19 protein-coding genes are annotated in these 26,439 nt (G+C 73.8%); 9 read left to right on the top strand and 10 right to left on the bottom strand.

Annotated elements, in window-relative coordinates; all coding sequences use genetic code 11:
* The first annotated feature begins 9 nt into the window (after window positions 1-9).
* The 3 genes from MM438_RS16605 to MM438_RS03120 all read left to right on the top strand — a co-directional run bounded on the left by MM438_RS16605 (window position 10) and on the right by MM438_RS03120 (window position 5,573).
* Window positions 10-2,529, top strand: coding sequence for a putative bifunctional diguanylate cyclase/phosphodiesterase (locus MM438_RS16605; RefSeq protein ID WP_241450983.1), 2,520 nt, complete (start codon window positions 10-12; stop codon window positions 2,527-2,529).
* Between the two features lie 151 nt (window positions 2,530-2,680).
* Window positions 2,681-4,306, top strand: a complete 1,626-nt coding sequence (gene groL, locus MM438_RS03115; RefSeq protein WP_241450985.1) for a chaperonin GroEL — start codon at window positions 2,681-2,683, stop codon at window positions 4,304-4,306.
* A 247-nt stretch (window positions 4,307-4,553) separates the two neighbouring features.
* Window positions 4,554-5,573, top strand: a complete 1,020-nt coding sequence (locus MM438_RS03120; RefSeq protein ID WP_241450987.1) for an EamA family transporter — start codon at window positions 4,554-4,556, stop codon at window positions 5,571-5,573.
* Here MM438_RS03120 and MM438_RS03125 read toward each other — a convergent pair.
* On the bottom strand, window positions 5,500-5,790 hold the full coding sequence (locus tag MM438_RS03125) for a WXG100 family type VII secretion target (protein ID WP_241450989.1): 291 nt from the start codon (window positions 5,788-5,790) through the stop codon (window positions 5,500-5,502). The genes MM438_RS03120 and MM438_RS03125 overlap by 74 nt on opposite strands.
* A gap of 206 nt (window positions 5,791-5,996) precedes the next feature.
* Here MM438_RS03125 and MM438_RS03130 point away from each other — a divergent pair, with 206 nt between their 5' ends.
* On the top strand, window positions 5,997-7,013 hold the full coding sequence (locus MM438_RS03130; RefSeq protein WP_241450990.1) for an alpha/beta hydrolase: 1,017 nt from the start codon (window positions 5,997-5,999) through the stop codon (window positions 7,011-7,013).
* Window positions 7,014-7,060: 47 nt separating this feature from the next.
* Here MM438_RS03130 and MM438_RS03135 read toward each other — a convergent pair whose 3' ends face one another.
* Window positions 7,061-7,693, bottom strand: a complete 633-nt coding sequence (locus tag MM438_RS03135; protein ID WP_241450992.1) for an HD domain-containing protein — start codon at window positions 7,691-7,693, stop codon at window positions 7,061-7,063.
* 76 nt (window positions 7,694-7,769) lie between these two features.
* Here MM438_RS03135 and MM438_RS03140 point away from each other — a divergent pair, with 76 nt between their 5' ends.
* Window positions 7,770-8,993: a glucose-1-phosphate adenylyltransferase family protein gene (locus tag MM438_RS03140; RefSeq protein WP_241450994.1), complete on the top strand. Its 1,224-nt coding sequence runs from the start codon at window positions 7,770-7,772 to the stop codon at window positions 8,991-8,993.
* A 67-nt stretch (window positions 8,994-9,060) separates the two neighbouring features.
* Here MM438_RS03140 and MM438_RS03145 read toward each other — a convergent pair whose 3' ends face one another.
* From MM438_RS03145 to MM438_RS03165, 5 genes are all read right to left on the bottom strand, one after another.
* The gene (locus tag MM438_RS03145) at window positions 9,061-11,118 is read right to left on the bottom strand and encodes a HelD family protein (RefSeq protein ID WP_241450996.1); all 2,058 of its coding nucleotides are present in this window, start codon (window positions 11,116-11,118) and stop codon (window positions 9,061-9,063) included.
* Window positions 11,119-11,277: 159 nt separating this feature from the next.
* Window positions 11,278-12,744, bottom strand: coding sequence for a S1C family serine protease (locus MM438_RS03150; protein ID WP_241450997.1), 1,467 nt, complete (start codon window positions 12,742-12,744; stop codon window positions 11,278-11,280).
* 69 nt (window positions 12,745-12,813) lie between these two features.
* On the bottom strand, window positions 12,814-14,286 hold the full coding sequence (locus MM438_RS03155) for a sensor histidine kinase (RefSeq protein WP_241450999.1): 1,473 nt from the start codon (window positions 14,284-14,286) through the stop codon (window positions 12,814-12,816).
* The gene (locus MM438_RS03160) at window positions 14,283-14,987 is read right to left on the bottom strand and encodes a response regulator transcription factor (RefSeq protein WP_241451001.1); all 705 of its coding nucleotides are present in this window, start codon (window positions 14,985-14,987) and stop codon (window positions 14,283-14,285) included. Before MM438_RS03160 ends, MM438_RS03155 begins: the two co-directional genes overlap by 4 nt.
* A 64-nt stretch (window positions 14,988-15,051) precedes the next feature.
* Entirely contained in the window at window positions 15,052-16,689 is a 1,638-nt protein-coding gene (locus MM438_RS03165; protein WP_241451003.1) for a DNA repair helicase XPB, read from the bottom strand.
* Between the two features lie 196 nt (window positions 16,690-16,885).
* Between MM438_RS03165 and MM438_RS03170 the strand changes: the two genes are divergently transcribed.
* Complete coding sequence (locus tag MM438_RS03170; RefSeq protein ID WP_241451005.1) at window positions 16,886-17,818, top strand: hydroxymethylglutaryl-CoA lyase; 933 nt, start codon at window positions 16,886-16,888, stop codon at window positions 17,816-17,818.
* A 164-nt stretch (window positions 17,819-17,982) separates the two neighbouring features.
* On the opposite strand, the gene MM438_RS03175 is transcribed toward MM438_RS03170, so the two are convergent.
* Both MM438_RS03175 and MM438_RS03180 read right to left on the bottom strand, forming a co-directional pair.
* The gene (locus MM438_RS03175) at window positions 17,983-19,158 is read right to left on the bottom strand and encodes a hypothetical protein (protein WP_241451007.1); all 1,176 of its coding nucleotides are present in this window, start codon (window positions 19,156-19,158) and stop codon (window positions 17,983-17,985) included.
* A 98-nt stretch (window positions 19,159-19,256) separates the two neighbouring features.
* Complete coding sequence (locus MM438_RS03180; protein ID WP_241451008.1) at window positions 19,257-21,551, bottom strand: helicase-associated domain-containing protein; 2,295 nt, start codon at window positions 21,549-21,551, stop codon at window positions 19,257-19,259.
* 118 nt (window positions 21,552-21,669) lie between these two features.
* Between MM438_RS03180 and MM438_RS03185 the strand changes: the two genes are divergently transcribed.
* Window positions 21,670-23,298 carry an AMP-binding protein gene (locus MM438_RS03185; RefSeq protein WP_241451010.1) on the top strand — a complete coding sequence of 543 codons (1,629 nt, stop codon included), beginning with the start codon at window positions 21,670-21,672 and terminating at the stop codon, window positions 23,296-23,298.
* Here the strand turns inward: MM438_RS03185 and MM438_RS16610 are convergent.
* Window positions 23,276-24,817 carry a M1 family metallopeptidase gene (locus tag MM438_RS16610; RefSeq protein ID WP_241451012.1) on the bottom strand — a complete coding sequence of 514 codons (1,542 nt, stop codon included), beginning with the start codon at window positions 24,815-24,817 and terminating at the stop codon, window positions 23,276-23,278. The two genes, MM438_RS03185 and MM438_RS16610, sit on opposite strands and share 23 nt — an antisense overlap.
* A gap of 210 nt (window positions 24,818-25,027) precedes the next feature.
* Between MM438_RS16610 and MM438_RS03195 the strand changes: the two genes are divergently transcribed.
* Both MM438_RS03195 and MM438_RS03200 read left to right on the top strand, forming a co-directional pair.
* Window positions 25,028-25,426 carry a cold-shock protein gene (locus MM438_RS03195; RefSeq protein WP_241451014.1) on the top strand — a complete coding sequence of 133 codons (399 nt, stop codon included), beginning with the start codon at window positions 25,028-25,030 and terminating at the stop codon, window positions 25,424-25,426.
* A 3-nt stretch (window positions 25,427-25,429) separates the two neighbouring features.
* A complete protein-coding gene (locus MM438_RS03200) occupies window positions 25,430-26,437 on the top strand; it encodes a DUF3027 domain-containing protein (RefSeq protein ID WP_338155496.1) in 1,008 nt (335 codons plus the stop codon).
* Window positions 26,438-26,439 lie beyond the last annotated feature (2 nt).

Raw genomic sequence — 26,439 nt, forward strand, 5'->3', positions numbered from 1 at the left:
GCGATGCCGGTGAGCGGCACCGTGGCCTGGCTGGCGTCGGGCCTCCTCCTGCTGGCGCTCGGCGTGCTGCTGCGTGCCCGCGTGCAGGTGCGCCGGGCCCCCGTCGCCACCGTCGGGCTGGTCCTGCTCGGCGTCGGCTCGCTGGGTGCGGACGTCGCGCGGACCTGGCTGCACGAGCCGATGGCCGCCCTCGTGCTCCTGCAGGTGGCGACCCTGGGGCTGTGCCTGTCGGCCTACGGGCTCTTCCGGTCCTGGACGGAGATCCTGGCCGAGGGGTGGATGCTCGCCGGAGGGGTCACCCTCGTCGCGAACTTCGCCCTGCAGCTGTCCGGCCGGCACAGCGACTCCCTCCAGTCCGAGGCGGACCTGGTGCAGCTCGCGCTGGTGGGCTACCTCCCCGCCGTCGTCCTGCTCGTGGGGCACCAGGTCTTCGCCCGTCGGCGGGCGCTGCGCCTCCTGGTCTGCGCCGTGGTCACGGCCAGGGCGATCTCCTGGGCCCTGATCTTCCTGGCCACCTCGGTGCCCGCTCCGGCGCTGGGACGGTGGGCCGGCGTCCCGACGGTCCTGGCCCACCTCGGCCTGCTCGCCCTGCCCTTCGTGGATCGGCCCCGCCGCTGGGTTCCGGAGCGTGACACCGGCCTGTATGCCGCCGCCCGGCTGCCCTACGTCGTCACGGCGATCGTGGTCACCACCGCGGTCGTCACCCGCGCCGCGGCCCCCCGGGTGCCCCGGGCCTCGGTGCTCGTGGTGGGCGGCGGCTTCGTCATCGCCCTGCTCGCCCGGCAGCTGGTCGCCAACACCCGCCTGCGTGAGGCCATGCAGGAGTCCCGTGAGCGGGAGAGGTACTTCCGGACCTTGGTGCAGGACTCGCAGGACGTGGTCCTGATCTGCGACGCCACCGGGCGCCTGGACTACGTCTCCCCGGCCGCCGAAAGGGTCATCCGGACGCCCGGCGCCGGTCGGGGCCCGGGGGACCCTGGCATGCGCACCCTCCACGAGCTGCTGGGCGCCGACCCGCGGCTGGTGCGGGAGGCGCTGGCCGTGGCCGACCGCACGGGCCGATCGCGCCTGGACGTGCACCACGGCGGCCAGGTGCTGGAGGGAAATGTCGGCCGACGTGAGGACGGGTACGTCGTCGCGGTGCGCGACGTGACCGAGCGGGACGGCCTGCGCGAACGGCTGCGGGCGCTCGCCTTCAACGACGTGCTGACCGGCCTGCCCAACCGGCAGCAGCTCGTCCAGGAGCTGACCGCCCGGCTCGCCGCCGGCGGCCGCACCGTCGTCCTCTACCTCGACCTCGACCGGTTCAAGCAGGTCAACGACTCCGACGGCCACCACGCGGGGGATGCCCTCCTGCAGCAGGTGTCCGTCCGGATCGGGCAGGCAGTGCGCGGGGAGCAGGGCACCGAGCCGCTGGTCGCCCGCCTCGGCGGCGACGAGTTCGTGGTGGTCCTGCGCGGCGGTGTCCAGGAGGGCACCCGCACCGCCCACCGGGTCCACGCCGCGATCGTCCCACCCTTCGTCGTGGGCGAGCGCGTCCACCAGGTCGGTGCGTCGGTCGGGCTCGCGGTGGGCGCACCAGGCGTGGACGCCGAGGAGCTGCTGCGGCGCGCCGACCTGGCGATGTATGCCGCCAAGCAGTCCACGTCCGTGGTGCGCCTGTACGAGCCCGGCCTGTCCCTGGCCGCCCAGCGCCGGGCCGACCAGGACAGCGAGCTCTCGCGCCAGTGGCGGCAGGACGCCGTGCAGATGCACCTGCAGCCCATCGTGACCACGGACGACCTGCAGGTGCGCTCGGTGGAGGCGCTCCTGCGGTGGGCCGCCGACGGCGGGGCGGTGACGGGCCCGGGGCGCGTCCTGGACTACGCCGCCCGCACCGGGCAGCTGGCGCGGCTCACCGGCTGGACCGTCGATGCCGCCATACGGACGCTGCAGACCCTCGGGCCCCGGACCGTGCCGGTCGCGGTCAACGTGCCGACGGTCCTGCTGCACTCGCCGGGGCCGGCACGGGGGCTGCTGCGCCACCTCCAGGCGCACGACGTCCGGCCGGAGCAGCTGCACCTCGAGCTCACCGAGGAGGCCATGGTCGAGCGCGGCCCCGAGGTCACCCGCACCCTGCAGACCCTGCGCGCGCAGGGCTTCCGGGTCTACATCGACGACTTCGGGACGGGCTACTCCTCGCTCAGCTATCTGGTGCACCTGCCCGTCGACGGCATCAAGATCGACCGGGCCTTCGTCCGGGACCTGCCCAGCTCGTCGGCCGCCCGCTCGATCGTCACCGGCGTGGTGACCTTCGCCCGCGAGCTCGGCATCACCCTCGTCGCCGAGGGGGTGGAGACGGCCGCGGAGGCGCGCTGGGTGCGCGAGCTCGGGGTGCCCCTGGCCCAGGGTTACTGGTACGCCCGCCCCCAGGACGCGGCCCTGCTCCGCGGGCTGGACGAGCTGGTCGGCTGGGGCGACGCGCTGGGCGAGGGCGGGGCCGCTCCGAGGGCTGCCGCGCCATTTGCACTCGGGAGGACCGAGTGCTAATCATGGTCTTAGCACTCTCAGTGTCAGAGTGATAATTCTGGGCCGTATGCCGAGGCCCGGGTCACGGGTGATGTGAACCCTCCTGACCCGGTCCGTCCGTCGCGGGCGGTGTGCGGTCACCAGTCCGTCTCGTGTGGGAGGAACCCCCCGAATGGCCAAGCTGATTGCTTTCGACGAGGAGGCCCGCCGCGGCCTCGAGCGCGGCATGAACACCCTTGCCGACGCGGTCCGCGTCACCCTCGGCCCCAAGGGCCGCAACGTCGTGCTGGAGAAGAAGTGGGGCGCCCCCACGATCACCAACGACGGTGTGTCCATCGCCAAGGAGATCGAGCTCGAGGATCCCTACGAGAAGATCGGCGCCGAGCTCGTCAAGGAGGTCGCCAAGAAGACCGACGACGTCGCGGGTGACGGCACCACCACCGCGACCGTCCTGGCTCAGGCCATGGTCAAGGAGGGCCTGCGCAACGTCGCCGCCGGCTCCAACCCGATGGCGCTCAAGCGCGGCATCGAGAAGGCCGTCAAGGCCGTCTCCGACGAGCTGCACGCCATGGCCAAGGACATCGAGACCAAGGAGCAGATCGCCTCCACGGCCTCCATCTCCGCCGCCGACCCGCAGATCGGCGAGCTCATCGCCGAGGCCATGGACAAGGTCGGCAAGGAGGGCGTCATCACCGTCGAGGAGAGCAACACCTTCGGCCTGGAGCTCGAGCTCACCGAGGGCATGCGCTTCGACAAGGGCTACATCGCGCCGTACTTCGTCACCGACACCGAGCGCATGGAGGCCGTCCTCGAGGACCCCTACGTGCTCATCGTCAACTCCAAGATCTCCGCGATCAAGGACGTCCTGCCGCTGCTCGAGAAGGTCATGCAGTCCGGCAAGCCGCTCATGATCATCGCCGAGGACGTCGAGGGCGAGGCCCTGTCCACGCTGATCGTCAACAAGATCCGCGGCACCTTCAAGTCCGTCGCCGTCAAGGCCCCGGGCTTCGGCGACCGCCGCAAGGCCATGCTCGGCGACATCGCCATCCTCACCGGTGGCCAGGTCATCTCCGAGGAGGTCGGCCTCAAGCTCGACAGCACCGAGCTCGACATGCTCGGCCGCGCGCGCAAGGTCGTCGTCACCAAGGACGAGACCACCATCGTCGAGGGCTCCGGCGACGCCGACCAGATCGCCGGTCGCGTGGCCCAGATCCGCTCCGAGATGGAGCGCAGCGACTCCGACTACGACCGCGAGAAGCTCCAGGAGCGCCTCGCCAAGCTCGCCGGCGGCGTCGCCGTCATCAAGGCGGGCGCGGCCACCGAGGTCGAGCTCAAGGAGCGCAAGCACCGCATCGAGGACGCGGTCCGCAACGCCAAGGCCGCCGTCGAGGAGGGCATCGTCGCCGGTGGTGGCGTGGCCCTGCTGCAGGCCACCGACGCGGCCTTCGCCAAGCTCGACGTCCAGGGCGAGGAGGCCGTCGGTGCCAACATCGTCAAGGTCGCCGCGGAGGCCCCGCTCAAGCAGATCGCGGTCAACGCCGGTCTCGAGGGCGGCGTCGTGTCCGAGAAGGTCCGCAACCTGCCCGCGGGCCAGGGCCTGAACGCCGCCACGGGCGAGTACGTCGACATGATCGGGTCCGGGATCATCGACCCGGCCAAGGTCACGCGCTCCGCGCTGGAGAACGCCGCGTCCATCGCCGCGCTCTTCCTCACCACCGAGGCCGTCATCGCCGACAAGCCGGAGAAGGCCGCCCCGGCCATGCCCGGTGGCGACGAGATGGGTGGCATGGGCTTCTGACCCGCCCCGCCTCACGGCTCGAGGGCCCCGGACGACGCTCGTCGTCCGGGGCTCTCGGCCTGCCAGCACCGGTCTGGCGCTGCCGAGACCTTCCGGTCCGCCAGAGGTGTGACTCCCCGCACGAGGCACCGGTCGGCGAGCGGCTGGGCACGACACACCCCTGTCCGCGCTGCGGCCCGCAGGCGCCTCCGAGCCGCCGCAGGCGCAGACTGGCGGGGACCACGTCCCCCAGCCCGAGGAGCCCGCCATGATGCCCCGCAAGGACATGCTGCTCGCAAGCGTGGTGGTCCTGATCTGGGGCGTGAACTTCGTGGCTGCCAAGCTCGGCATGGAGGTGATCCCGCCGCTGCTCTTCGCCGCGACGAGGTTCACGCTGGTCGCGCTCCCGGCGGTGTTCTTCGTGCGGCCGCCGGGCACCGGCTGGCGCGTGGTCGTGGGGGCGGGGCTGGCGACGGGAGCGGGTCAGTTCGGGCTGCTCTACACCGCCATGCAGCTGGGTATGCCGGCGGGCCTGGCCTCCCTGGTGCTGCAGGTCCAGTCGGTGTTCACGGTCGGCCTGGCCGCGCTGGTCCTGCGCGAGCTGCCCACCCGCTGGCAGGTCGCCGGCATCGCCCTGGGGGTGGCCGGCATGGCCCTCGTCGGCTGGCAGTTCATGGCCTCGGCGCCGCTGCTGCCCTTCCTGCTCACCGTGGCGGCGGCCGCCTCCTGGGGCGCCGGCAACGTCCTCACGCGGCGCTACCCGCCGCGGACCGGCTTCTCGCTCGTCGTGTGGTCGGCGCTGGCGGCGCCGATCCCGCTGCTCGGACTCTCGTTGTGGCTCGAGGGTTGGGACCGGGACCGGCACGCCCTCACCCACCTGACGCCGATGTCGCTGGTGGGCCTGGCCTTCGTGACCTACCTCGCCTCGATGGCGGGCTACGGACTGTGGAACGTGCTGCTCTCCCGGCACGCGGCGTCGACGGTGGCGCCCTGGTCCATGTTCGTCCCCGTGGTGGGGACGGTGGCGGCCTACGCCTACAACGGCGAGACCCCGACGACCGCAGGGCTCGTCGGGGCTGCCGTGATCATCCTGGGGGTCCTGATGGCGCTCGGGGTCATCGGCCCGCGCCGGGCGCCGCGACCGGACGTCCCCGACCGGGCGCGCGCCCGCCCGCGGAGCCCGCCGGCCTGTGACCGCCGGTGGATCCCCGGGATCAGCGGAACATCGCCGTGTTGGCCGACTCGGTGTCGGCATACTGCACGCCCGCCTGCTGGAGCGTCCGGTTGATCGCGTCGAGGGACTCGCGGACCTGGCTCTGGGTGCCGCGCCACTGCGCCATCACCCCCTGGAACCCGGCCGAGGCCGAGCCCTGCCAGGCGTCCTGCAGCGCCGTCAGCCGGCCCATCAGGGCCGCGACCTGGGACTCGATCTCCCCGGAGATGTGGCCGACGTCGACGGCGGCCGCCGCGATGCGCTCGGTGTCGACGGTGAAGGTCGCGCTCATGATCATGTCCTCGTCCGGTGGATGTCGCCGACGGGCGTCGGCCGATCACCACTGTCCGGCAGGTCGGGCGACGGACCGCGGGGCCGTCCACAGGCTCGGCGGGTTCAGCCATCGGCGTGGGGACAATCACCGGGAGTCACGGATGAGACGGGAGCTCCGGCGCGCGGGATAGGTTGGACTCCCCGCCGACCGGAGGAGCCCACCTCATGCGCCGACCGATGCTCCGCGCGACGACCCTCGTCACGTCGTCCCTGCTCGTGGTGACCGCCTGCGCCCGGTCCGGCGGCGCAGACCCGCGCACCGGGACCGCCACCTCCGGTGCCACCGCGGCCACCGGGAGCGGATCTGCCACGTCCGACGGCGCGGTGCCCGGCGCGGTCCTGCGCGACGTGGACTACGTCGGCGACCGCTCCCGATCGCACCGCCTCGACCTGCACCTGCCGTCCACCCCGGGCGTCCACCCGCTGGTGGTGTTCGTGCACGGTGGCGCCTGGCAGATGGGCGACAAGGCCCTCCTGGACGGCACGGGCCACTCCATCGGCGTCGAGCACCTGCGGGACGTCCTGCTCGCCCAGGGCTACGCCGTCGCGTCCGTGAACTACCGGCTGTCGAGCCAGGCGCCCTTCCCCGCCCAGATCCACGACGTCAAGGCCGCGATCCGCCACCTGCGGGGCGAGGCGTCCCGGCTGCGGATCGACCCCGAGCGGATCGCCGTGATGGGCGAGTCCGCGGGCGGGCACCTCGCCCAGCTCGCCGGGCTGCTCGGGCCGACGCGGACGCGGACGGGTGGTGCCGATCTGGAGGGATCCCTCGGACGGCCCGGCGGGTCCAGCGCCGTCAAGGCCGTCGTCGCCATGTATGGCGTGGCGGACCTGCCTCACCTGCTCGCCGACCGCACGGCGGCCGGTTGCCCGCCGTCCGACCTGGGCCCGGAGACCGCGCTCCTCGGGGTCGACCCCAGCACACCCGCCGGGGCGGCGCGCGGCACCCTGGCCAGCCCCCTCCACCACGTCCACCCGGGGGCACCGCCCATGCTCCTGCTCCACGGCCGCCAGGACTGCGTGGTGCCGATGGCTCAGTCGCAGCGCCTCTCGCAGGCGCTGACCCGGGCAGGCGCCAAGGCCCCGGTCGTCCTGATCGACGCGGGTCACGCGGAGCCGGCGTTCTACACCCGGCCCGACCTGCAGCAGCAGGTGGTGGCCTTCCTGCGCGCCAACCTCTGAGGGCGGCTTCGGCGGGAGGCGGCCCCGAGGAGCCGGGAGGCGGCCGGTCAGGCCTCGGCGAGGCGGGTGAGCTGGCGCTCCACCTGGCGACGCGCCACGGGCTCCCAGGAGCGGCGGGCGTGCTCCGTCGCGTAGAGGTGCTCCCGCTCGACGAGGGCCCGCAGCCGGGCCGCGCGCTGCTCGGCATACGCCTCGTCGTGGGCGTGCTCGGCGGCCAGCTGGGCGCAGTGCTCGTCGAAGCGTTGCTCGGAGGCTGCGAGGATCCACAGGTCGGCGTCCATGAGCGCGGCGCGCGCCCGGTCCGCGCCGGGGGAGTGGTCCTCGGTGGCCGCCACGAGCTCGGTGACGCGTTCGATCACCGCCAGGTCGGCACCCAGCCGGTCCAGGGACTCCAGAGCCAGGGCGGCGCCCTCGTCGGGGCTCGCGATCGGGCCGCACGCGTGGTGGAACCATGCCGCCACCCGGCACAGCACCAGCTCCCGGTCGTCGATCTCGTCGACCGCCGCCAGCCGACCGAGCGCGGCGAGGATCTCGGCGAGGTGGCGCAGCGTGTGAAAGCTGCGGTCGGGGGTGAGCCACCGGTCGACCAGGTCCGTGGCCACCGACTCCAGCTCGTGGTCGTCTGCCGCCGGTGAGAGCACGCGCAGGTCGGCGGCGCACGACGCCACGATGTCGTCCATAGGGGTCAGCCTCCCACACGGTCCGGGCTCGGTCTCGGCAAGCGGTATGTCGGCCCGTCGGCCTAGTCTCGGTCACATGATCCGCACCTCCCGTCGACACCCCGTTCTTGCCATCGTCCAGGCGGGTGGACAGGGCTCGCGTATGGACGTGCTCACCCGCGAGCGCGCCAAGCCGGCGCTCCCCTTCGGCGGGCACTACCAGCTGGTGGACTTCGCCCTGTCCTCGCTCGCGCACTCGGGGATCTCGAACGTCTGGCTCGGGGTGCAGTACCAGGCGAGCACCCTCGCCCGCCACGTCGCGGGCGGTCGCCCCTGGGACCTGGACCGCACCGAGGGTGGCCTGCAGTGGCTGGTGCCGGAGGAGGGGGCCGCGCACAGCGGCTTCTCCGAGGGCAACGCCGACGACCTGCTGCGCCGGGTCGACGACATCCGGACCGCCGCACCCGAGGTGGTGCTGGTCATGAGCGCGGACTCGGTCTTCGCCCTGGACTTCGCCGAGCTGGTCGAGGCGCACCGTCGCTCCGGCGCGGACTGCACCGTGGTGACGGTGGACGTGACTCCCGAGCAGGCGCGGGCCAAGGCGGCGGTCGTGGTGGGCGACGACGGCCGGATCACCGAGGTGGCCTACAAGTGCGAGGAACCGCCGAGCACCACCATCGCGGCCGAGATCTTCGCCTACGACGCGGGCGCGCTGGTGGAGGCGCTCGAGGCGTTGCGCGCGGACGGCGCGGAGGCGGAGGGATCGGGCCTGGGGGACTTCGGGCAGACCCTGCTCCCGCACCTGGTCGAGCACGGCGAGGTGCGGGCCCACCCGCTGTCGGGCTACTGGCGCGATCTCGGGACGCCCTCGGACTACCTGCTCGCCCACCGGCACCTGCTCGACGAGCAGGTGGACGTCCTGGAGCGGGCGGGCTGGCCGATCCTCAGCAGGTTCCCCGAGCTGCCGCCCGCCCGGGTCGGCCCGAGCGGCGAGGTGGACGACGGCCTGCTGAGCGCGGGCTGCGAGGTGCACGGCACGGTGCGCCGCAGCGTCCTGGGGCCGGGCGTCCAGGTCGCCAAGGACGCGGTGGTGGAGGACAGCGTGGTCTTCGCGCACTCCCGCGTCGAGGCCGGGGCCCGTGTGGCCTCGGCGATCGTGGACACCCACTGCGTGGTCGGGGAGGGGGCCCGGGTCGGACGGCTGCGCCCCCACCACGACCTCACCGACGACGAGGTCACGCTGCTGGGGCGCGAGTGCCACGTCGGGGCGGGCGTGGACCTGCCCGCCGGCACCCGGCTGGAGCCCGGCACCCGCCTCTGACTCGCGGGGCCCCTCACCTCCGCGAACCCTCCCTGACCCTGGGATGCGGTGGTGCGAGGGGAAGAGGTCACTCGCCCGCGTCGGTGGCGAGCAGCGGGGGGAGCGGCTCGGCGTGGACCACCACGAGCCGAGAGACCGCGCGGGTGAGCACGACGTACAGCCGCCGCAACCCCGTCCGCCGGTCCGGCTCCGCCGCGGCGATGCGGGTCGGCTCGACGACCACGACGGCGTCGAACTCCAGCCCCTTGGCCATGGTCGCCGGCACCACGTCGACGCGATGCTCCACGTCACCGTGGTCGGCGCCGAGCACCCCGTGCTCGATCCCGGCCGCGGCGAGGGCGTCGGCCACGGCGGCGACCTGGTCGTCCGCCACGATCACCCCGAGGGAGCCGGGCTCGGCGAGCACGTCGCGCGTCTCCTCGGCCACCCGCTCGACCAGCGTCCGCGGCGACGTCGCGACCACCGCGAGCCGGCCCGGGTCGGAGCGCACCGACTCGGGAGCGGCCAGTCCCGGCGCCATGGCGGGCAGCAGCCGTGCGGCATACGCGATGACCGAGGCGGGCACCCGGAAGCCCCGGACCAGCTCGGTGACCTGCCCGTCGGGCTTGCCCAGGTGGGTGAGCGACTCGGCCCAGGACCCCGTCGCCCACGGCGTGGTCCCCTGCGCGATGTCCCCGAGCACCGTCGCCGCGCCCGTGGAGCAGCGTCGCCCGACGGCCCGCAGCTGCATGGGGGACAGGTCCTGGGCCTCGTCCAGCACCACGTGCCCCACGCTGGGGGTGCGGGTGAGCAGGTCGCCGACCTCGTCGATCAGCACCGCGTCGGCGACCGTCCAGCGGGCCGTGCCGGGCGTGCGGGGTGCCTTGTCCCACAGGAGCATTCGCTGCTCCTCCTCGGTGAGGACCCCGTCGGCCGCCGCGGCCAGCGCGTCCGGGTCCGACCAGAGCCGGTGCAGGACCGCGCGGGCGTCCAGCTGCGGCCAGACGCTCTCGGCATACCTCTTGACCGGGGTGGAGCTGGCGACGGCGTCCTGGACCCGGTCGTCCGGGGAGTCGCCCGCTGCCTCCATGAGCACGAGGACCGCGTGGGCCAGCCGCTGCGGGAGCATCTGTCGCGCCGCGTCGTAGCGCACGTCCCGGGCCTGCAGCTCCTCGACCAGGTCGCGCACCTCGTGGGCCGGGACCCGCCACCTGCGGGCGCCCCGCGGGACGACCAGCGCCTCGTGCGGCTCGCGGACCTGGGCCCGCACCGCCCGGTCGAGCACCTCGGCCAGGCGTGCGTCGCCCTTGAGGGTGGCGAGCTCGGGGGAATCGGTGGCGCGCACCCGCACCTGCTCCGTGACCAGCCCGTCCACGGTGGTATGCCGGACCTGCACCTCACCCAGCGTGGGCAGGACGGCTGCGATGTGCTCGAGAAAGGCGGCGTTGGGCCCGACGACGAGGACTCCCTGGCGGCTGAGCCGCTCGCGGTAGGCGTAGAGCAGCCAGGCCGCGCGGTGCAGGCCGACCGCGGTCTTCCCGGTGCCGGGGGCGCCCTGGATGCAGATGGTGGTGGCGTCGTCGACGCGCACCAGGGCGTCCTGCTCGGGCTGGATGGTGGAGACGATGTCCCGCATCGGGCCGACGCGGGGGCGCTCGATCTCGTGCGCCAGGATCTGCGAGTCCTGCTGCTGCCTCTCGCCGCCCGTCAGGTCCTCGTCCTCGATGGCGCTGATCTCGCCGCGGTCGTAGCCGAAGCGTCGCCGCAGCCGCACGCCCATCGGGTCGTCGGGGGAGGCGCGGTAGTACGCCGTCGACACCGGGGCCCGCCAGTCGATGACCAGGGGGTCGCCCGACTCGTCGGAGACGTGCCGGCGCCCGACGTACAAGCGCTCGTGCCCCTCCTGGGCCGTGTCGTCCGCGGTGTCCAGGTCGAGCCGTCCGAAGAACAACGCCGTCGTGGGGTCGTCCTCCAGGGACCGGGCCCGCTGCCACAGGGCGACCGCCAGCCGCTCCGCGGCGATCGGGTCGCCGGCGTTGACCTGCAGCGACATGGTCCGATTCCGCATGGCGGCCAGCGCGGCGCGAGCCCGCAGGAGGTAGTCCTGTTCGGCACCCAGGTCGCAGGGGTCGGGGGCAGCAGGCATCACGGGTCTCTCGCACGGCGACGGGGGAACGTCCCAGGATACGCCGGCGGGCGGGTGCGTGTCCTCGACCGCACCCGCCCGCCTGGCGAGAACCGTTCGGCCGCAAGGCTGTCCAGGCCCAGGGGCCGTCGCGCAGGGGTCCTCCCGGCCCGGCCGGCCTCAGCTCTGGGACTTCTGGGCGAAGGTCACCTCGACGTCCTTGCGGGCGCCGTCGCGCAGGTAGGTCATCGTGACCTTGTCGCCGACCTTGCGTTCGCGGACCTGGGCCACCAGCGAGTTGGAGCCCGTGACCGGCTCGCCCTCGATGGCGATGATGGCGTCCTTGGGTCGCAGCCCGGCCTGGTCGGCCGGGCCTCCCGGCACCACGGTGCCGATGACGGCCGCGACCCGTTGGCCGTCGCCGTCCTTGACCATGTCGGTGGTGGACGTCACGCCCATGAAGGCGTGCTCGGCCTTGCCGCTCTTGATCAGCTGGTCGGCGATCGAGGTGACCTCGTTGACCGGGATCGCGAACCCGATGCCGATGGAGCCGCCCTGCTCGCCCTCGGCCGTGCCCATCGAGGCGATCGAGGAGTTGATGCCGACGAGCTGCCCGTCGGCGTTGACGAGGGCCCCGCCGGAGTTGCCGGGGTTGATCGGGGCGGACGTCTGGATCGCGTTGGTGATCACCTCGTTGGCGGCGGACTGCTGACGTCCGCCGAAGAGCCCGCCCATCGGGTCCTGCTGAGGCTGCTGGGTGGTGCGCACCGGGCGGTTGAGCGCGGAGACGATGCCGGTGGTGACCGTGCCGGACAGGCCGAGCGGGTTGCCCACGGCCATGACCGGTGCGCCCACGGCGATCTTGTCGGAGTCGCCGATGGCGATGGGCCGCAGGTCCTTGACGCCGTCCTGCAGCTGGATCACGGCGAGGTCGGTGGAGGGGTCCAGGCCCACGATCTTGGCGCGGAACGCCCGCTGGTCGGACAGCGTCACGACGATCTGCGGGTCGCTGCCGTTGCGGCCGACGACATGGTTGTTGGTGACGATGTGGCCCTGCTGGTCCAGGATCACCCCGGACCCCTCTCCGCCGTTGCCGCCCGCGTCCGCCACCGAGATGGACACGACGCTGGGGGAGACCGCGGCGGCGGTGGCCTTCCAGTTGGGGGCGTCGGCGTTGGCCTGCTGCAGCGGTGCCTGCGTGTTGCGCGCCGAGCCGGCCGCGGGGCTCGGGGAGTGGGTGGTCACGGCGGAGCCGGCGCGCCCGTCGGCGTTGTGGGAGACCAGCGCCGCGGTTCCGCCGCTGGCCAGCAGCGCCGCGGCCAGGGCGGCGGTCGGCACCTGCCACCAGCCGCCGCGTCGGGCCGGTCGCGCCGTCGGGCCGGCGGGGGTCGATCCGCCCGAGCCGTACGGCGCCCCCTGCGGGGGAGGGAGCACGGAACCGGGGGTGGTGCTCGCCCCCGCGGGCGGCCCGCCCGCAGCCGGCCCGCCCTCGGCGGGGTGGCCAGGGGTCACCGACAGCTCGTGGGTGGTGTCGTGGTGGGGGATCTCCTGCGTGTGCTCGGCGGGGGCCGGCTGGCCCGGTCCGGGGTGGCCGGGGGTGGCCGGACGGCCGGACGGCGGCGAGTGCGGGTCGAGCGGCTCGGACATCGCGGGGCTCCTTCGGGGGATGGTGTCACGCAGGTTCTTCGGTCAACCTAGGCGATCGATGGGTGATTCCTAGGCCTGTGCTGTGGGCTTGGTGGCGGGAAGTCGGACGGAGAAGGTCGCACCGCCGTCCGGGGTCTGGTCGATCCACACCCGGCCGCCGTGGGCGCCGACGATGGCCCGCACGATGGCCAGGCCGAGGCCGGTGCCGCCCGCGTGCTCGGTGCGTCCTCGGGAGGGGTCGTCGCGGAAGAACCGCTCGAAGACGCGCTCGACGAGCTCTGGCGCGATGCCGTCCCCGTGGTCGATCACCTGCAGCAGGGCGTGCTCGGGGTCGTGCGCGCCGACCGCGATCTCGACGGGGGTGCCGGCGGGCGTGTGGTTGACGGCGTTGCCGACGAGGTTGGTGATCAGCTGGCGCAGCTTGGCCTCGTCGCCGCACACCGGCACCGGGCCGAGCGGCCCGCCGATGCCCTGGAGCGTGATCGCCCGGTCGGGGGCGAGGGCGCGGGCGTCCTGCACGGCGTCGGCGGCGAGCACGGTCAGGTCGACGTCGGTCATCGTCATCGGTCGCTGCTCGTCCAGGCGCGCGAGGGCCAGCAGGTCCTCGACGAGCGCGCCCATGCGGGTCGCCTCGTCCTCGACGCGGGTGAAGACCTGGCGCACGTGGTCGGGCTGCGTGACCGCGCCCTGGCGGTAGAGCTCGGCATACCCCCGCACGGCCGCGAGCGGGGTGCGCAGCTCGTGGCTGGCGTCGGCGACGAACTGGCGCATCCGCGCCTCGCTCGCCTCCACGTGCTGGAAGGACTCCTCGATGTGGCTGAGCATCCGGTTGATGGACAGTCCCAGGCTGGCGACCTCGTCGCGGGAGTCGCGGATCGGGACTCTCCGGGTGAGGTCGCCACCGGCGATCACCGCGGCGGTGTCCTCGATCTGCCGCAGCGGTCGGAAGGCGCGGCGGATCACCAGCCACCCGAGCCCGATCAGGGCGGTGAGCGCTACCAGGCCGACGCCGAGGTTGAACAGCACGGCCTGGCTGGTGGTGCGCTCCACGCCGCGCAGGGACGCCGCCACGGCATAGGTGCCGGACCCTCCGGTGAGCGTGCCGGCGATGACGTGCCAGTGCTTGGACCCGCCGTCCTTGGACGGCACCTCGAAGATCGTCCGGCCGGTGACCTGGGGCGAGTTCAGGGTCAGCGGAGGTATGTCGGGGCGCTCGGTCTCGGTCGGCGGGTGGAAGGCGATCTGCTGGTTGGAGCCGCGCAGGTAGATGTAGACGCCGTAGTTGGTGGGGAAGTTGTCGAGCTCGCGGTCGCGCAGGAGCGCGTCGATCGCGGCGTCGCGCAGGGGCACGGCGCTGGTGGCGAGCTCCTGGTCCAGCCGGGCCACGAGCTGCCGCTCGAGCAGCCAGGAGCTGGCTGCGGTCGTCAGGGTCAGGGCGCCCGCCATCATCATCACGGTGATGAGCACCAGCCGGTGGGTCAGCGGCACCCGCTGCAGCGCCCGGCGCGCGGCCCCGCCCCATGCGGCGGGCGGTGCGATCACGAGATCTCGGGAGGCAGCCGCAGCACGTAGCCCACACCCCGCTTGGTGTGGATCAGCGGCGGGTCGATGGTGTCGACCTTGCGGCGCAGGTAGGAGATGTAGGACTCGACGATGCCGGCCTCACCGCGGAAGTCGTAGTCCCAGACGTGGTCGAGGATCTGCGGCTTGGAGAGCACCCGGTTGGGGTTGAGCATGAGGTAGCGCAGCAGCTTGAACTCGGTGGGGGAGCAGTCGATGACCTTGCCCGCCCGGCGCACCTCGTGGGAGTCCTCGTTGAGCTCCAGGTCGTGGAAGACGATGGTGGAGTCCTGCGGCTCGTCGGTGCGGGTGCGGCGCAGCACCGCACGGATGCGCGCCACGACCTCCTCGAGGCTGAACGGCTTGGTGATGTAGTCGTCGCCGCCGATCGTGAGGCCCTTGACGCGGTCGTCGACGGCGTCGCGGGCGGTGAGGAAGACGATCGGGACGTGGCGCCCGGCCTCGCGCAGCTTGGTGGTGACCGTGAAGCCGCTCATGTCCGGCAGCATCACGTCGAGCACGACCAGGTCCGGCTCGTGCTCCTCGGCCAGGATCAGCGCGGCACCCCCGTCCCCGGCGGTGTAGACCTCGAAGCCGGCGAATCGCAGGCTGGTGGCGAGGAGCTCACGGATGTTGGGCTGGTCCTCGACGACCAGCAGGCGGGCCTCGGGTGCGGTGCTCATGCTGCCAGTATGACGACCTGCACTGAAGGTTTGCTGGGAATCGGCTGCATGGGAGCGGTCGGTCTCAGCCCAGGTCGTCGGCGTCGACGATGGTGTAGGCATAGCCCTGCTCGGCGAGGAAGCGCTGCCGGTGGGCGGCGAAGTCGGCGTCCACGGTGTCCCGGGTCACCACGGTGTAGAAGTGCGCGGTCCGGCCGTCGCCCTTGGGCCGCAGCACCCGTCCGAGCCGCTGGGCCTCCTCCTGCCGCGACCCGAAGGTCCCCGACACCTGGATCGCCACGGACGCCTCGGGCAGGTCGATCGAGAAGTTCGCGACCTTGGACACCACCAGCCGGCAGATCTCCCCGGCCCGGAAGGCGTCGAACAGCCGCTGGCGCTCGCGCACCGTGGTCTGCCCGGTGATCAGCGCCGCGTCCAGGCGGGCGGCGAGGGACTCCAGCTGGTCGAGGTACTGCCCGATGACCAGGGTCGGCTCGCCGCCGTGGCGCTCGACCAGCCGCTCGACGACGCGCTCCTTGGCCTCGGCGCAGGACGCGAGCCGGTAGCGGTCGTCGGGCTCGGCGACGGCATAGGCCATGCGCTCGGGGTCGGGCAGCGTCACCCGCACCTCGACGCAGTCGGCCGGGGCGATCCAGCCCTGTGCCTCGATGTCCTTCCAGGGGGCGTCGTACCGCTTGGGCCCGATCAGCGAGAACACGTCGGACTCGCGCCCGTCCTCGCGCACCAGCGTGGCGGTCAGCCCCAGGCGACGCCGGGCCTGCAGGTCCGCGGTCATCCGGAAGATCGGCGCCGGCAGCAGGTGCACCTCGTCGTAGACCACGAGCCCCCAGTCGCGGGCGTCGAGCAGCTCCAGGTGCGGGAACACGCCCTTGCGCCTGGTCGTGAGCACCTGGTAGGTCGCGATGGTGACCGGGCGGATCTCCTTGCGGGCGCCGGAGTACTCCCCGATCTCGTCCTCGGTCAGCGAGGTCCGCCGGACCAGCTCGTCGCGCCACTGCCGCGCGGAGACGGTGTTGGTGACCAGGATCAGGGTGGTGGCCCGCACCCTGGCCATCGCGGCGGCGCCGACCAGGGTCTTGCCGGCGCCGCACGGCAGCACCACGACCCCGGACCCGCCGTGCCAGAAGCCGTCGACCGCCTGCTGCTGGTAGGGCCGCAGCGACCAGCCGTCCTCGGCCAGGTCGATGGGGTGGGCCTCGCCGTCGACATATCCCGCGAGGTCCTCGGCGGGCCACCCCACCTTGAGCAGCTCCTGCTTGAGGTGGCCCCGCTCGGAGGGGTGCACCACCACGGTGCCGTCGTCGACCGCGGCGCCGACGAGCGGGCGGATCTTCTCGTGCCGCAGCACCTCCGTGAGGACGGCCCGGTCGGTGGTGCGCAGGACCAGGCCGTGGGCGGGGTGCTTGTCCAGGGTCAGCCGGCCGTAGCGGTCCATCGTCTCGGCGACGTCCACGAGCAGGCTGTGGGGCACGGCATACCGGCTGTGCGTGACGAGCGCGTCCACAACCTGCTCGGCGTCGTGCCCCGCCGCCCGGGCGTTCCACAGGCCGAGGGGCGTGACGCGATAGGTGTGGACGTGCTCCGGCGCCCGCTCCAGCTCGGCGAACGGCGCGATCGCTCGCCGCGCCACCTCCGCGCCGGGGTGGTCCACCTCGAGCAGGAGGGTCTTGTCGCTCTGGACGATCAGGGGGCCATCGGGCACGCGGGGCTCCTCGGGTGGTCTGGCGGGGGTATGCCGGAAGGCGACCGGGGTCGCCCTGCGCGCAACGCTGCCACACGTCACGGCCTTCCCGCGGCCGTCGCGCCGGTGCCGTGGCGGGGACGCCGCCCGGGTGGCCACCCGGGTGCCGTGCGGCAGGATGGGAGCAGATCCTCGACCGACGACGTTCAGGAGTGACATGCGCAAGCCCCAGCTCGAGCCCATGACCGGCGCCCCCGACCGGGTCACGATCTACGAGGTCGGCGCCCGCGACGGTCTGCAGAACGAGAAGTCCGTCGTGCCCGTCGAGGTCAAGGCGGAGTTCGTCCGCCGGATGCTCGCCGCCGGCCTGGAGACCGTCGAGATCACCAGCTTCGTGTCGCCGCGCTGGGTCCCGCAGCTCGCCGACGCGGCCGAGCTCGTCTCGTCCCTCGGCGAGCTCGCCCTCGGCACCCATCGCCCGGTGCTCGTCCCCAACGAGAAGGGCCTGGACCGCGCGCTCGACCTGGGCGTCTCGTCGGTCGCGATCTTCGGGTCGGCCACCGAGACCTTCGCCGCCCGCAACCTCAACTCCACGGTGCTGGACCAGTTCACGATGTTCGAGCCGGTCGCCAAGCGCGCCAAGGACGACGGCCTGTGGCTGCGCGCCTATGTCTCCATGTGCTTCGGCGACCCCTGGGAGGGGGACGTGCCCGTCGACCAGGTCGCCGACGTGTGCCGCCGGATGACGGACCTCGGCGCCGACCAGCTCTCCCTGGGCGACACCATCGGCGTCGCCACCCCCGGGCACGTGGGGCGCCTGCTGGAGGCGCTGGACGCCCGTGGGATCGCCACCGACCGGATCGCCGTGCACTTCCACGACACCTACGGCCAGGCGCTCGCCAACTCGCTGGAGGCGATCCGGCTCGGCGTCCGGACGATCGACGCGTCGGCCGGCGGCCTGGGCGGGTGCCCCTACGCGAAGTCCGCCACCGGCAACCTGGCCACCGAGGACCTGGTGTGGGCGCTGCACGGCATGGGCGTCGAGACCGGCGTCGACCTGGGGGCCCTGGTGGCGACCTCGGTGTGGATGAGCGAGCAGCTCGGCCGTCCCTCCCCGTCCCGGGTGGTCAAGGCCCTCTCCGGCGAGTAGCCCGTCACCGCCGGCGGCCCCGCGAACGGCCACCTCGCCCGCGAGATCGCGCCCTGCGCGCGATCGACCTGGGCCAGGCCGGCCTCGCCCGGCTCTACCCCGCCTGACCGGACCCGGCGCGTCCCCTCGCGGGCGGGAGACGCGCCGGGCGCAGGCGTCCGGTGTCAGCGGCGGGTGCCGACGGTGGGGAGGGTGGCCTTCTGGACCTGGCGCAGGTCGCCGGTGCGGGTCAGGGCCCAGACGGTGGTGCCGGTGGGCTCCGCGGCGATGGACAGGGTGGTCTCGCCGGGGTCTCCGGCGACGGGAGTGGGGGTGGTGCCGGGTGCGGCATACGCGAAACCGCCCGGGACGCGCTGGCGGACCGTGCCGTCGCGGTCCGTCGTGGCTGCGGTGTCCCGTCCGCCGAGGACGGTGCGCCCATCCTCGAGCTGGGTGGCTGCCGAGACGGCCCACACGGGGGCGGGGCAGTCGGTGCCGGACGAGCGCAGGCACAGACCGGTCTCGGTCCTGCCGCCGCTCGAGTCGCTCGCCTGACGGCTTCCCCATCCGACGATCTCCGTCGGCCCCTGGGCGGTGAACCCGCCCGGGGTGTCGAGGACCGTGCGATACCGGAGCCAGAAGCCCAGGAGCGGGGTGGCCGGGGACGTGGACAGGTCCTGGACCTGGGGATAGCCGCTCACCTGCCGGGTCGTCGCGAGCACATGGCCCTGCACCGCCAGGGCGAGGTAGGGAACCGCCACCCCGCCCGGTGCCGGGTTGGTGCCCTCGAAGGGGGTGGCCTTGCCCTGCCACGTCCCCTCGAGATAGCGCGTGACCACGAGCGACTGGGACGCGGTCCGGCCCGCCGGAACGGCCCCCTGGGTCGGGGTGCCGATGACGACGGGCGTGCCGTGGGCGGACGTGAGCGCCATCGAGCGCATCGTCTCCACCGTCGTCGGCAGGGGCAGGCTGGTCCACCGCTGGCCGTCGTGCTGCCACAGGCTGGGCTTCTCGCCGACGCCCATCACGAAGGTCCTGCCGTCGCTCGCCGCGATCCGGACGTCCTTGGCGGTCGCGTCGAGGGTGGTGGTGGTCCAGCTGCGGCCGGTGGCGGTGGCGACCACGAGCGGCCCCTCGGAGGTGGCGTCGGCGCGGCGGATCCCGGCGACCGCGGACTGGCCGGCCGCCGGGGAGGCGATCCGCAGCGCGTCGAAGTCGAGGGTGGTGACGGGTGCGAAGCCGCCGGCGTGGTGGCCGGGAGCGGGCGTCTCGCGGTGGGCCGCCTCGGCGGTGCCCGGCGCGACGGTCATGGTGGCCGCGAGCGCGGTGGCGCAGGCGAGCACCCGAGTACGAGTATTCATGAATCCCCCTGGTGTGATGGCGCATCGGTGCGCCCGACCATCACAGCCGGTGTCCGATCCGTGACGCCATGGCCGACTCGCGCCATCCGTGGATGGCCCTAGTGAGGGGTTGCCGAGCTCACCCGATGGATGCTCAGGACGCGCTCCACCTCGCTCGTCCCCACCGTCCCGTAGGCCCGGCCAGCCTCGACCCGCCGGGGGGTGAAGACCAGCGGCGTGGCCTCGCCGTCGGCCCCGACATACGACACCTGCACCGGTCGGCGGTCCTCCGCCGCGTCCCGCAGCAGGGCCAGGACGACCGTGGGATCCGTCGCCTCCTCGGGCGCGCCGTGGCGGCTCGCGTCGGCGCCCACCCGCCCGGAGCGCAGGGCCGCCACGACGCCCCGGGCGTGCTCCTCGTCGACCACGGCCGTCAGGGTCGGGGCGCCGCTCCTGCTGCGGGCCGGCGCACGCCGGGCCACCGCCTGCGGCACGGTGACCACCCCGTCCTCGCTCTCGGCGGCAGGCGCAAAACCGTTGTCGCGCAGAGCGGTCAGCACCCGGTCGCCCGACGCCGCGCTGACCAGCACCGTCGGGGCGAGGCGCCGCAGCCGCAGCGGGGCCAGGGCGGGCGAGGCCAGCATCGCGTCCAGCGTCACCGGGTCGTCGCAGCGCAGGTATGACGACGCGGGCCCCACCCGGGCGCGCCCGTGCCGGCGGGCGACGTCCTGGACCAGGTAGGCGAGGGGCTGCGGGACCGGGGTGGCGCTCGCGGCCTGCAGTCGCTCGAGCAGCTCGTCCGGGGTGACCCCGCCGTCGAGGGCTCGGCGCAGCGAAGCCTCGCCGAACCGGAACACCGTCGCCCCACCACGAGACTCGACGTCCGCGGCGGCCCGGAGCAGGTGCGCGAGGTCGCCCTCGACCCGGCCCGGGGCGACGGCGGTCAGGTCGGCCTGCAGCAGGATCTCGGAGGCGGGCGCCGGCAGGTGGGGTGCCATGGCGGCAGCGGCAGCGGCGGGGTCCTCGGGGTGGTCCAGCAGGGTCCGGCCCGCATCCGCGAGGGCGCCGCGGCCGGTGAGACCCAGCCACTCGGCCTCGCGCACCACGGCCGCGACGACCTGCGCCGCGTCGGCGACCCGCCGCAGCGGTCGCCGCCAGGCCAGCAGGGCGACGAGCCCGTCGGGGGTGACGGCGGCGCCGGGACCCGCGTCCGCGAGCGCGGCGAGCACGTCTGCCCGGACGGTGCGCACGACGGGCCACTGCACGTCCGGGCCGAGGGCGTTGGTGACCGACCGGGCACCGGGCTGGGTCTGGCCGACCAGGTGGGGGGCGCGCGTGGTCGCGATCCAGGCGGCGGCCAGCGCCGCCCACCGGTCCTGCGGCGGGCGGGCGGCCCACTCGTCGAGCATCGAGGTGGGCACCCAGGAGGGGTCGAGGGCGCCGTCGTCCGCGAGCAGCCCGGCGGCGTGGGCGATCTCGACGACGAAGGCCGCCCGGTCGGGTGTCACGTCCAGGGCTCGCGCCAGGGCCTGCAGGTCGCGCACCGACAGGCCGCCCGCCCGCAGCACCCGCGGGGGCTCGGCGCCCCACCGGTGGGCGAGCTCGTCGACCTGGGCGAGCAGCTCGGAGGCGGCACCTCCCGCGGCGAGGTCCACGACCGTCCCGGACCGGCTGGTCGTCGGCACGTCGGGAGGCAGCAGCCCCGGCTCCGCGAGCAGCCGTCCGCCGCGCAGGTGCAGCGCCACCTCGCGGGGCAGGACGAGCTGGTCCTCGCCCCACGGCACCAGCAGGCGCCGGTCGACCAGGTCCCGCACGTCGGCGCTGGCCAGCGCGCGCTCGTCGGCCGCCAGGGCGCCCGGCCCCCACGCGAGCCGCTCCAGGATGGCGCGGGCCTCGGCAGGCACCGAGTCCACCACCGCTGCGAGGGCCTGCGCCGTGCGCAGCGAGGCGGGTACGGCGACGAGCAGGGCGGCCAGGCCGGGCCAGAGCCCCCCGGGGCGCGGACCCAGCAGGTCGCCGACGGTGCGGGTCACCGACAGGTCCGCACCGCAGCGCCATACCAGCGCGGCCGTCTCCAGGTCGGTCAGGGCCCGGTCCAGGGCCTGCCGCTGCGGCCCGGACTCGGCTCCGAGCCAGCGGGCCGCCTGCGTCACGTCCGCCGGGGAGCCGCTCGCGAGCAGCGCCTCCAGGAGCTGCAGGTGCCCGGCGTCCAGACCCTCCAGCGCCCGCTGCGTCGAGGCCCGGGTGCCCGAGCGGGCCGCGAGCGCCGTCAGGTCCGCCGGTGCCGGACGCGCCAGGTCGGGGCGGGCGAGCAGCAGCGCGACCAGCTCCTCCTCGGAGCGGCCCCGCAGGTCGTCGGCCAGGCTCCGGGGACGGCGAGACTCGGCGGTGGCGCGATCAGGGGCAGGGTTCACCGCACCACGGTACGTGCCGGGACCCGGTCACCTGCCGCTCGTGGTGCGAGGCCGACCGCTCGGCGCCCAGGACGCGTCAGGTGTTGCCTCGGTCACGCCACGTGGTCAGACTCCGGGCATGACGGCAACGACGCTCTCGTACGACAACGGCGCCTCCGACTCGCCGCTCCTCGACGGCACCATCGGCGCCAACCTCGAGCGCACGGTCCAGCAGCACGGCGACCGGCTGGCGATGGTCGAGGTGTGGACCGGCCGCCGATGGACCTACCGCGAGCTGGACGCCGCGGTGGACGAGGTCGCCAAGGGTCTGATCGCCAAGGGCCTGCAGCCCGGCGACCGGCTGGGCATCTGGGCCCCCAACCGCGCCGAGTGGACCCTGGTGCAGTACGCCACGGCCAAGGCGGGCATCGTCCTGGTCAACATCAACCCGGCCTACCGCGCCCACGAGCTGGAGTACGTCGTCAAGCAGTCCGGGATGCGCATGGTCGTCAGCGCCGTGGCCTACAAGTCCTCGGCCTACCAGCAGATGCTCGAGTCGGTCCGGCACGACTGCCCGGACCTGGAGCTCATCGCCTACTTCGACGAGGACTCCTGGGACGAGCTGCTCGCCGCGGGCCGGTCGGTCGGCGACGACGACCTGGACGCGCGGATGGCCGGCCTGTCGAGCAGCGACCCGATCAACATTCAGTACACCTCGGGCACCACGGGATTCCCCAAGGGCGCGACCCTGTCCCACCACAACATCCTCAACAACGGCTTCTCCGTCGGGGAGGGGCTGAGCTACACCGAGCAGGACGTGGTGTGCATCCCGATGCCCTTCTACCACTGCTTCGGGATGGTGATGGGCAACCTCGCCTGCACCACCCACGGCGCGGCCATGGTGATCCCGGCCCCGACCTTCGACCCGGTCGCGACGCTCACGGCGGTGCAGCAGGAGCGCTGCACCAGCCTGTACGGCGTGCCCACGATGTTCCTGGCCGAGCTGGCCCTGCCGGACTTCGAGTCCTACGACCTGTCCAGCCTGCGCACCGGGATCATGTCGGGCTCGCCGTGCCCGGTCGAGGCGATGAAGAAGGTCATCGAGCGGATGGGGATGCGCGAGGTCGTCATCTGCTACGGCATGACCGAGACCTCGCCGGTGTCCACCATCACCAGCCCGGCCGACACGATCGAGCACCGCACCGAGACCGTCGGGCGGGTGATGCCACACGTGGAGATCCAGATCGTCGACCCGGCGACGGGGGAGCAGGTGGCGCGCGGCGAGACCGGCGAGTTCTGCACCCGCGGCTACTCGGTGATGCTGGGCTACTGGGGCCAGCCGGACAAGACCACCGAGGCCATCGACCAGGATGGCTGGATGCACACCGGCGACCTGGCGACGATGGACCAGGACGGCTACGTCGCGATCGTGGGCCGGATCAAGGACATGGTCATCCGCGGCGGGGAGAACGTCTACCCGCGCGAGATCGAGGAGTTCCTCTACACCCACCCGGACATCCAGGACGTCCAGGTGATCGGGGTGCCGGACAGGAAGTACGGCGAGGAGCTCATGGCCTGGATCATCATGCGCGAGGGCGTGCCCGCGCTCACGGTGCAGGACGTCGAGGAGTTCTGCGCCGGCCGGCTCGCGCACTACAAGATCCCGCGCTACGTGCACATCACCGACTCCTTCCCGATGACGGTGACCGGCAAGATCCGCAAGGTCGAGATGCGGGACCAGGCGGTCAGGCTGGTGGACCAGGGCTGACCGTCGGCGGGGCCTGGGGGTCCACCTGGTCGAGCCATCGGCGCGTCAGCGGGCGTATGTCGTGCCCGGTGACCTGCTGGGCGTAGGTCTCCAGGTCGGCGCGGGTCGCGGTGCCGTAGCGGTGCTGCGCCGGCCAGCCCCGGGCCAGCCGCAGGAAGGCCGCGTCACCCACCTGCTGCCGGAGCTCGCGCAGCATCAGCGCCGGGCAGAGGTAGATGTTCTCGGCCGCGAAGTGGTCCTTGTCCGGGTGGCCGGCCTGCCCGGCCTCGGCCACCGCGTCGGCGCACCCCTGCGCCACCTGGTCCACCGGGACCGGGGCGCCGCGCCGGGCGCGGTAGGCCAGCTCCCAGTACATCGCCCAGCCCTCGTTGAGCCAGGCCTGCTGCCAGTCCCGGGTGGTGACCAGGTCGCCGTACCACTGGTGGGCCAGCTCGTGGACGGTCACCTCTCGCGCCGCCACCCGCGCCGGCAGCCGCCCGAGCGTGATCAGGGACTGGGTCTCCATCGCCGACTGGCCCGCGGTCACGACCAGCCCGGACGTGGAGAAGGGATAAGGGCCCACCTGAGCGGTGAGGACGTCGTGGGCGTCCCGCAGCGCCGCCTGCAGGGCGGGCACGAGCGGTTCGTCCTCCGGGAGGGTCCACACCGAGCCGGGCGTGCCGCCCGGGAGGGTCTGCTCATGCTGCCGGTAGCGCCCGACGGCGACCGTGGTGAGGTAGCTGGAGGCGGGGGAGTCCAGGTGCCACCGGGTCCGCACCCGCCCGTCGGCGTCCTCGCGCCCGACGAGCCGTCCGTTGGCCACGCCCACCTGCCCCCGCGGCGCCCGGATCGTCAGGTCGTAGAACGCCTTGTCCGACGGGTGCTCGTTGACGGGGTACCAGGTGTAGGCCCCGAAGGGCTCCTGGTAGGTGCTCACCTGGCCCTGCGCGTCATATCCCCACCCGAGACCCCCGACGTCGTCCCCGCGGGTGGTGGGGGCCTTGACCGTCGTCGGGGTCCCGGCGTAGCGCACGACCACCTGGTGCTCCCCGTCGCGGCGCAGCCCCGGCGCGAGCACCGTCACCGTGTCCCGCTCCCGCCGCACCTGCGCGGGCCGGCCGTCCAGCGTCACCGCGACGACGCGCAGGGGGTCGGCGAGCGCCAGCTGCAGCCGGTCGGTGTCGCGGGTCACCCGCAGCCGCACGGTCGCGGTCCCGGCGAGCGTGCGGCCGTCCCAGTCGAGGTCGAGCGCGTAGCGCAGCGCGTCGACCTCGGGGTGGCTCAGGTCGGGATAGCTGGGGTCCTCCACCGTGACGTTGCGGGCGAGACGCAGGTCCGGCGGGGTGACCGGGCGGGTGTCGACGCTCGTCCAGCTCGCCGGGACCGGCTCGGTGCTGACCGGCGAGGGAGCAGGTGAGGCGGCCGTGCTCGTCGAGGGGCGGGCGGCCCCCGGTGCGGCGCCCCCCAGCCCCTGGAAGGCGGCCAGGGCGAAGGCCGCGGTCACGGCCAGCACCCCCACGGCTGCGCTGTCTCGTCGCACGTCGTCCCCCTTGTCTGCCGACCCGGACAGGCTAGACCCGGTCCCCGACATACCCCTGAGGGGCTGGTCGGAGGGCCGTGCCTCGCCGCGCCCGAGAGCGGCACCCGACGTGACCCGTTAGCCTGGGCGGACGGTGCGACGCGCTCGCACCGTCCGCCGACCCCGCCCGCGGGGCCCGGCCCGCACCCGACGACGACTAGAGGTGGACCAGTGCCAACGGGCAAGGTCAAGTGGTATGACGCCGACAAGGGCTTCGGCTTCCTGGGCGACGACGACGGCGGCGACGTCTTCGTCCACGCCAACGCCCTCCCCGCCGGGGTGACCACCCTCAAGCCGGGGACGCGGGTCGAGTTCGGGATCATGGACGGCCGCCGCGGCCCCCAGGCGCTGTCGGTCACGGTCCTGGACGAGGCGCCGTCCGTCGCCCGGACCCTCCACGAGCGCACCCGACGCCCGGCCGAGGAGATGGTCCCGATCATCGAGGACACCATCCGCCTGCTCGACGGCGCGTCCGCCCAGCTGCGCAAGGGGCGCTACCCCGACCCGGCCGCGGCGGCCCGCCTGGCGGCCGCGCTGCGCGTCATCGCCGACACCTTCGACGGGAGCTGACCGATGGCCACCCTCAAGCCCGACACCACCCTGTTCGCCGCCGTGGACCTCGCCCGGCAGGCCGCCGAGTCCATCGCCGAGCCCGGCATGGTCGGCGAGCACGTCGGCGTGGTCATGGACGCCGAGCGTCTGGCCACCCACCGGTTCGCCTGCCTGGCCCCGGGCTATCCCGACTGGCTCTGGTCGATCACCGTCACCCGGGTGTCCCGCTCGCGCACGGTGACCGTCTCCGAGACCCACCTGCTGCCCGGCGAGACCTCGATCGTGGCGCCGGCGTGGCTGCCCTACGATCAGCGCATCGCCCCCGGCGACCTCGGGCCCGGCGACGTCAGCCCCTACCGCGAGGAGGACCCCAACCTCGAGCCCGGCTTCGAGGCCACGGGCGAGGAGGACGTGGACCAGATGGCCGAGTGGGAGCTCGGCCTGGGTCGCAGGCGGGTGCTCTCGGCCGAGGGCCGTGAGGTGGCGGCCCAGCGCTGGTACGACGGGGACAACGGCCCCACCTCCGACGTCGCCCGACAGGCGCCGGCGCGGTGCGAGACGTGCGGCTACTTCGTGCCCATGGCGGGTGCGCTGCGACGCTCCTTCGGGGTGTGCGCCAACGAGTGGTCGCCCTCGGACGGGCGGGTGGTCTCGCTCGACCACGGCTGCGGCGCCCACAGCGAGTGCGACCTGGAGCGCTCGCGGCCTCGCCCGCTCGATCCGCCGGTCGTGGACGACCTCGCCGTCGACCTGGAGGTGGTCGAGCCGACCGCCGAGGCGGTCGTGGAGCAGGCCGCCGAGCCCCAGGCCGCGGCCGAGACCGTCGCGGTCGTCGAGGCCGTCGAGGCGGTTCCGGCGAGCGAGCCGGTCGTTCTCGTGGCCGAGACCGAGGCGTCCCCGGTCCAGGCGACCGACGAGGCTGCGGCCACCCAGCCCGAGACTCCCGCCGTCGAGACTCCCGCACGGCGGGGTCGCCGGGGGGCGCGGCGTGCGGCCGGCGCGCCGGCGGGGCCGCCGCGCACCCGCTGACC

Origin of the sequence: Arsenicicoccus dermatophilus (assembly GCF_022568795.1) — a bacterium.
Lineage (GTDB): Bacteria > Actinomycetota > Actinomycetes > Actinomycetales > Dermatophilaceae > Arsenicicoccus > Arsenicicoccus dermatophilus.

Bases quoted from the DNA above. Each gene is read 5' to 3' on its own strand.
- groL (WP_241450985.1), top strand. From the start codon at position 2,681: ATGGCCAAGCTGATTGCTTTCGACGAGGAGGCCCGCCGCGGCCTCGAG.
- MM438_RS03120 (WP_241450987.1), top strand. From the start codon at position 4,554: ATGATGCCCCGCAAGGACATGCTGCTCGCAAGCGTGGTGGTCCTGATC.
- MM438_RS03125 (WP_241450989.1), bottom strand. From the start codon at position 5,790: ATGAGCGCGACCTTCACCGTCGACACCGAGCGCATCGCGGCGGCCGCC.
- MM438_RS03130 (WP_241450990.1), top strand. From the start codon at position 5,997: ATGCGCCGACCGATGCTCCGCGCGACGACCCTCGTCACGTCGTCCCTG.
- MM438_RS03135 (WP_241450992.1), bottom strand. From the start codon at position 7,693: ATGGACGACATCGTGGCGTCGTGCGCCGCCGACCTGCGCGTGCTCTCA.
- MM438_RS03140 (WP_241450994.1), top strand. From the start codon at position 7,770: ATGATCCGCACCTCCCGTCGACACCCCGTTCTTGCCATCGTCCAGGCG.
- MM438_RS03145 (WP_241450996.1), bottom strand. From the start codon at position 11,118: ATGCCTGCTGCCCCCGACCCCTGCGACCTGGGTGCCGAACAGGACTAC.
- MM438_RS03150 (WP_241450997.1), bottom strand. From the start codon at position 12,744: ATGTCCGAGCCGCTCGACCCGCACTCGCCGCCGTCCGGCCGTCCGGCC.
- MM438_RS03160 (WP_241451001.1), bottom strand. From the start codon at position 14,987: ATGAGCACCGCACCCGAGGCCCGCCTGCTGGTCGTCGAGGACCAGCCC.
- MM438_RS03170 (WP_241451005.1), top strand. From the start codon at position 16,886: ATGCGCAAGCCCCAGCTCGAGCCCATGACCGGCGCCCCCGACCGGGTC.
- MM438_RS03175 (WP_241451007.1), bottom strand. From the start codon at position 19,158: ATGAATACTCGTACTCGGGTGCTCGCCTGCGCCACCGCGCTCGCGGCC.
- MM438_RS03185 (WP_241451010.1), top strand. From the start codon at position 21,670: ATGACGGCAACGACGCTCTCGTACGACAACGGCGCCTCCGACTCGCCG.
- MM438_RS03200 (WP_338155496.1), top strand. From the start codon at position 25,430: ATGGCCACCCTCAAGCCCGACACCACCCTGTTCGCCGCCGTGGACCTC.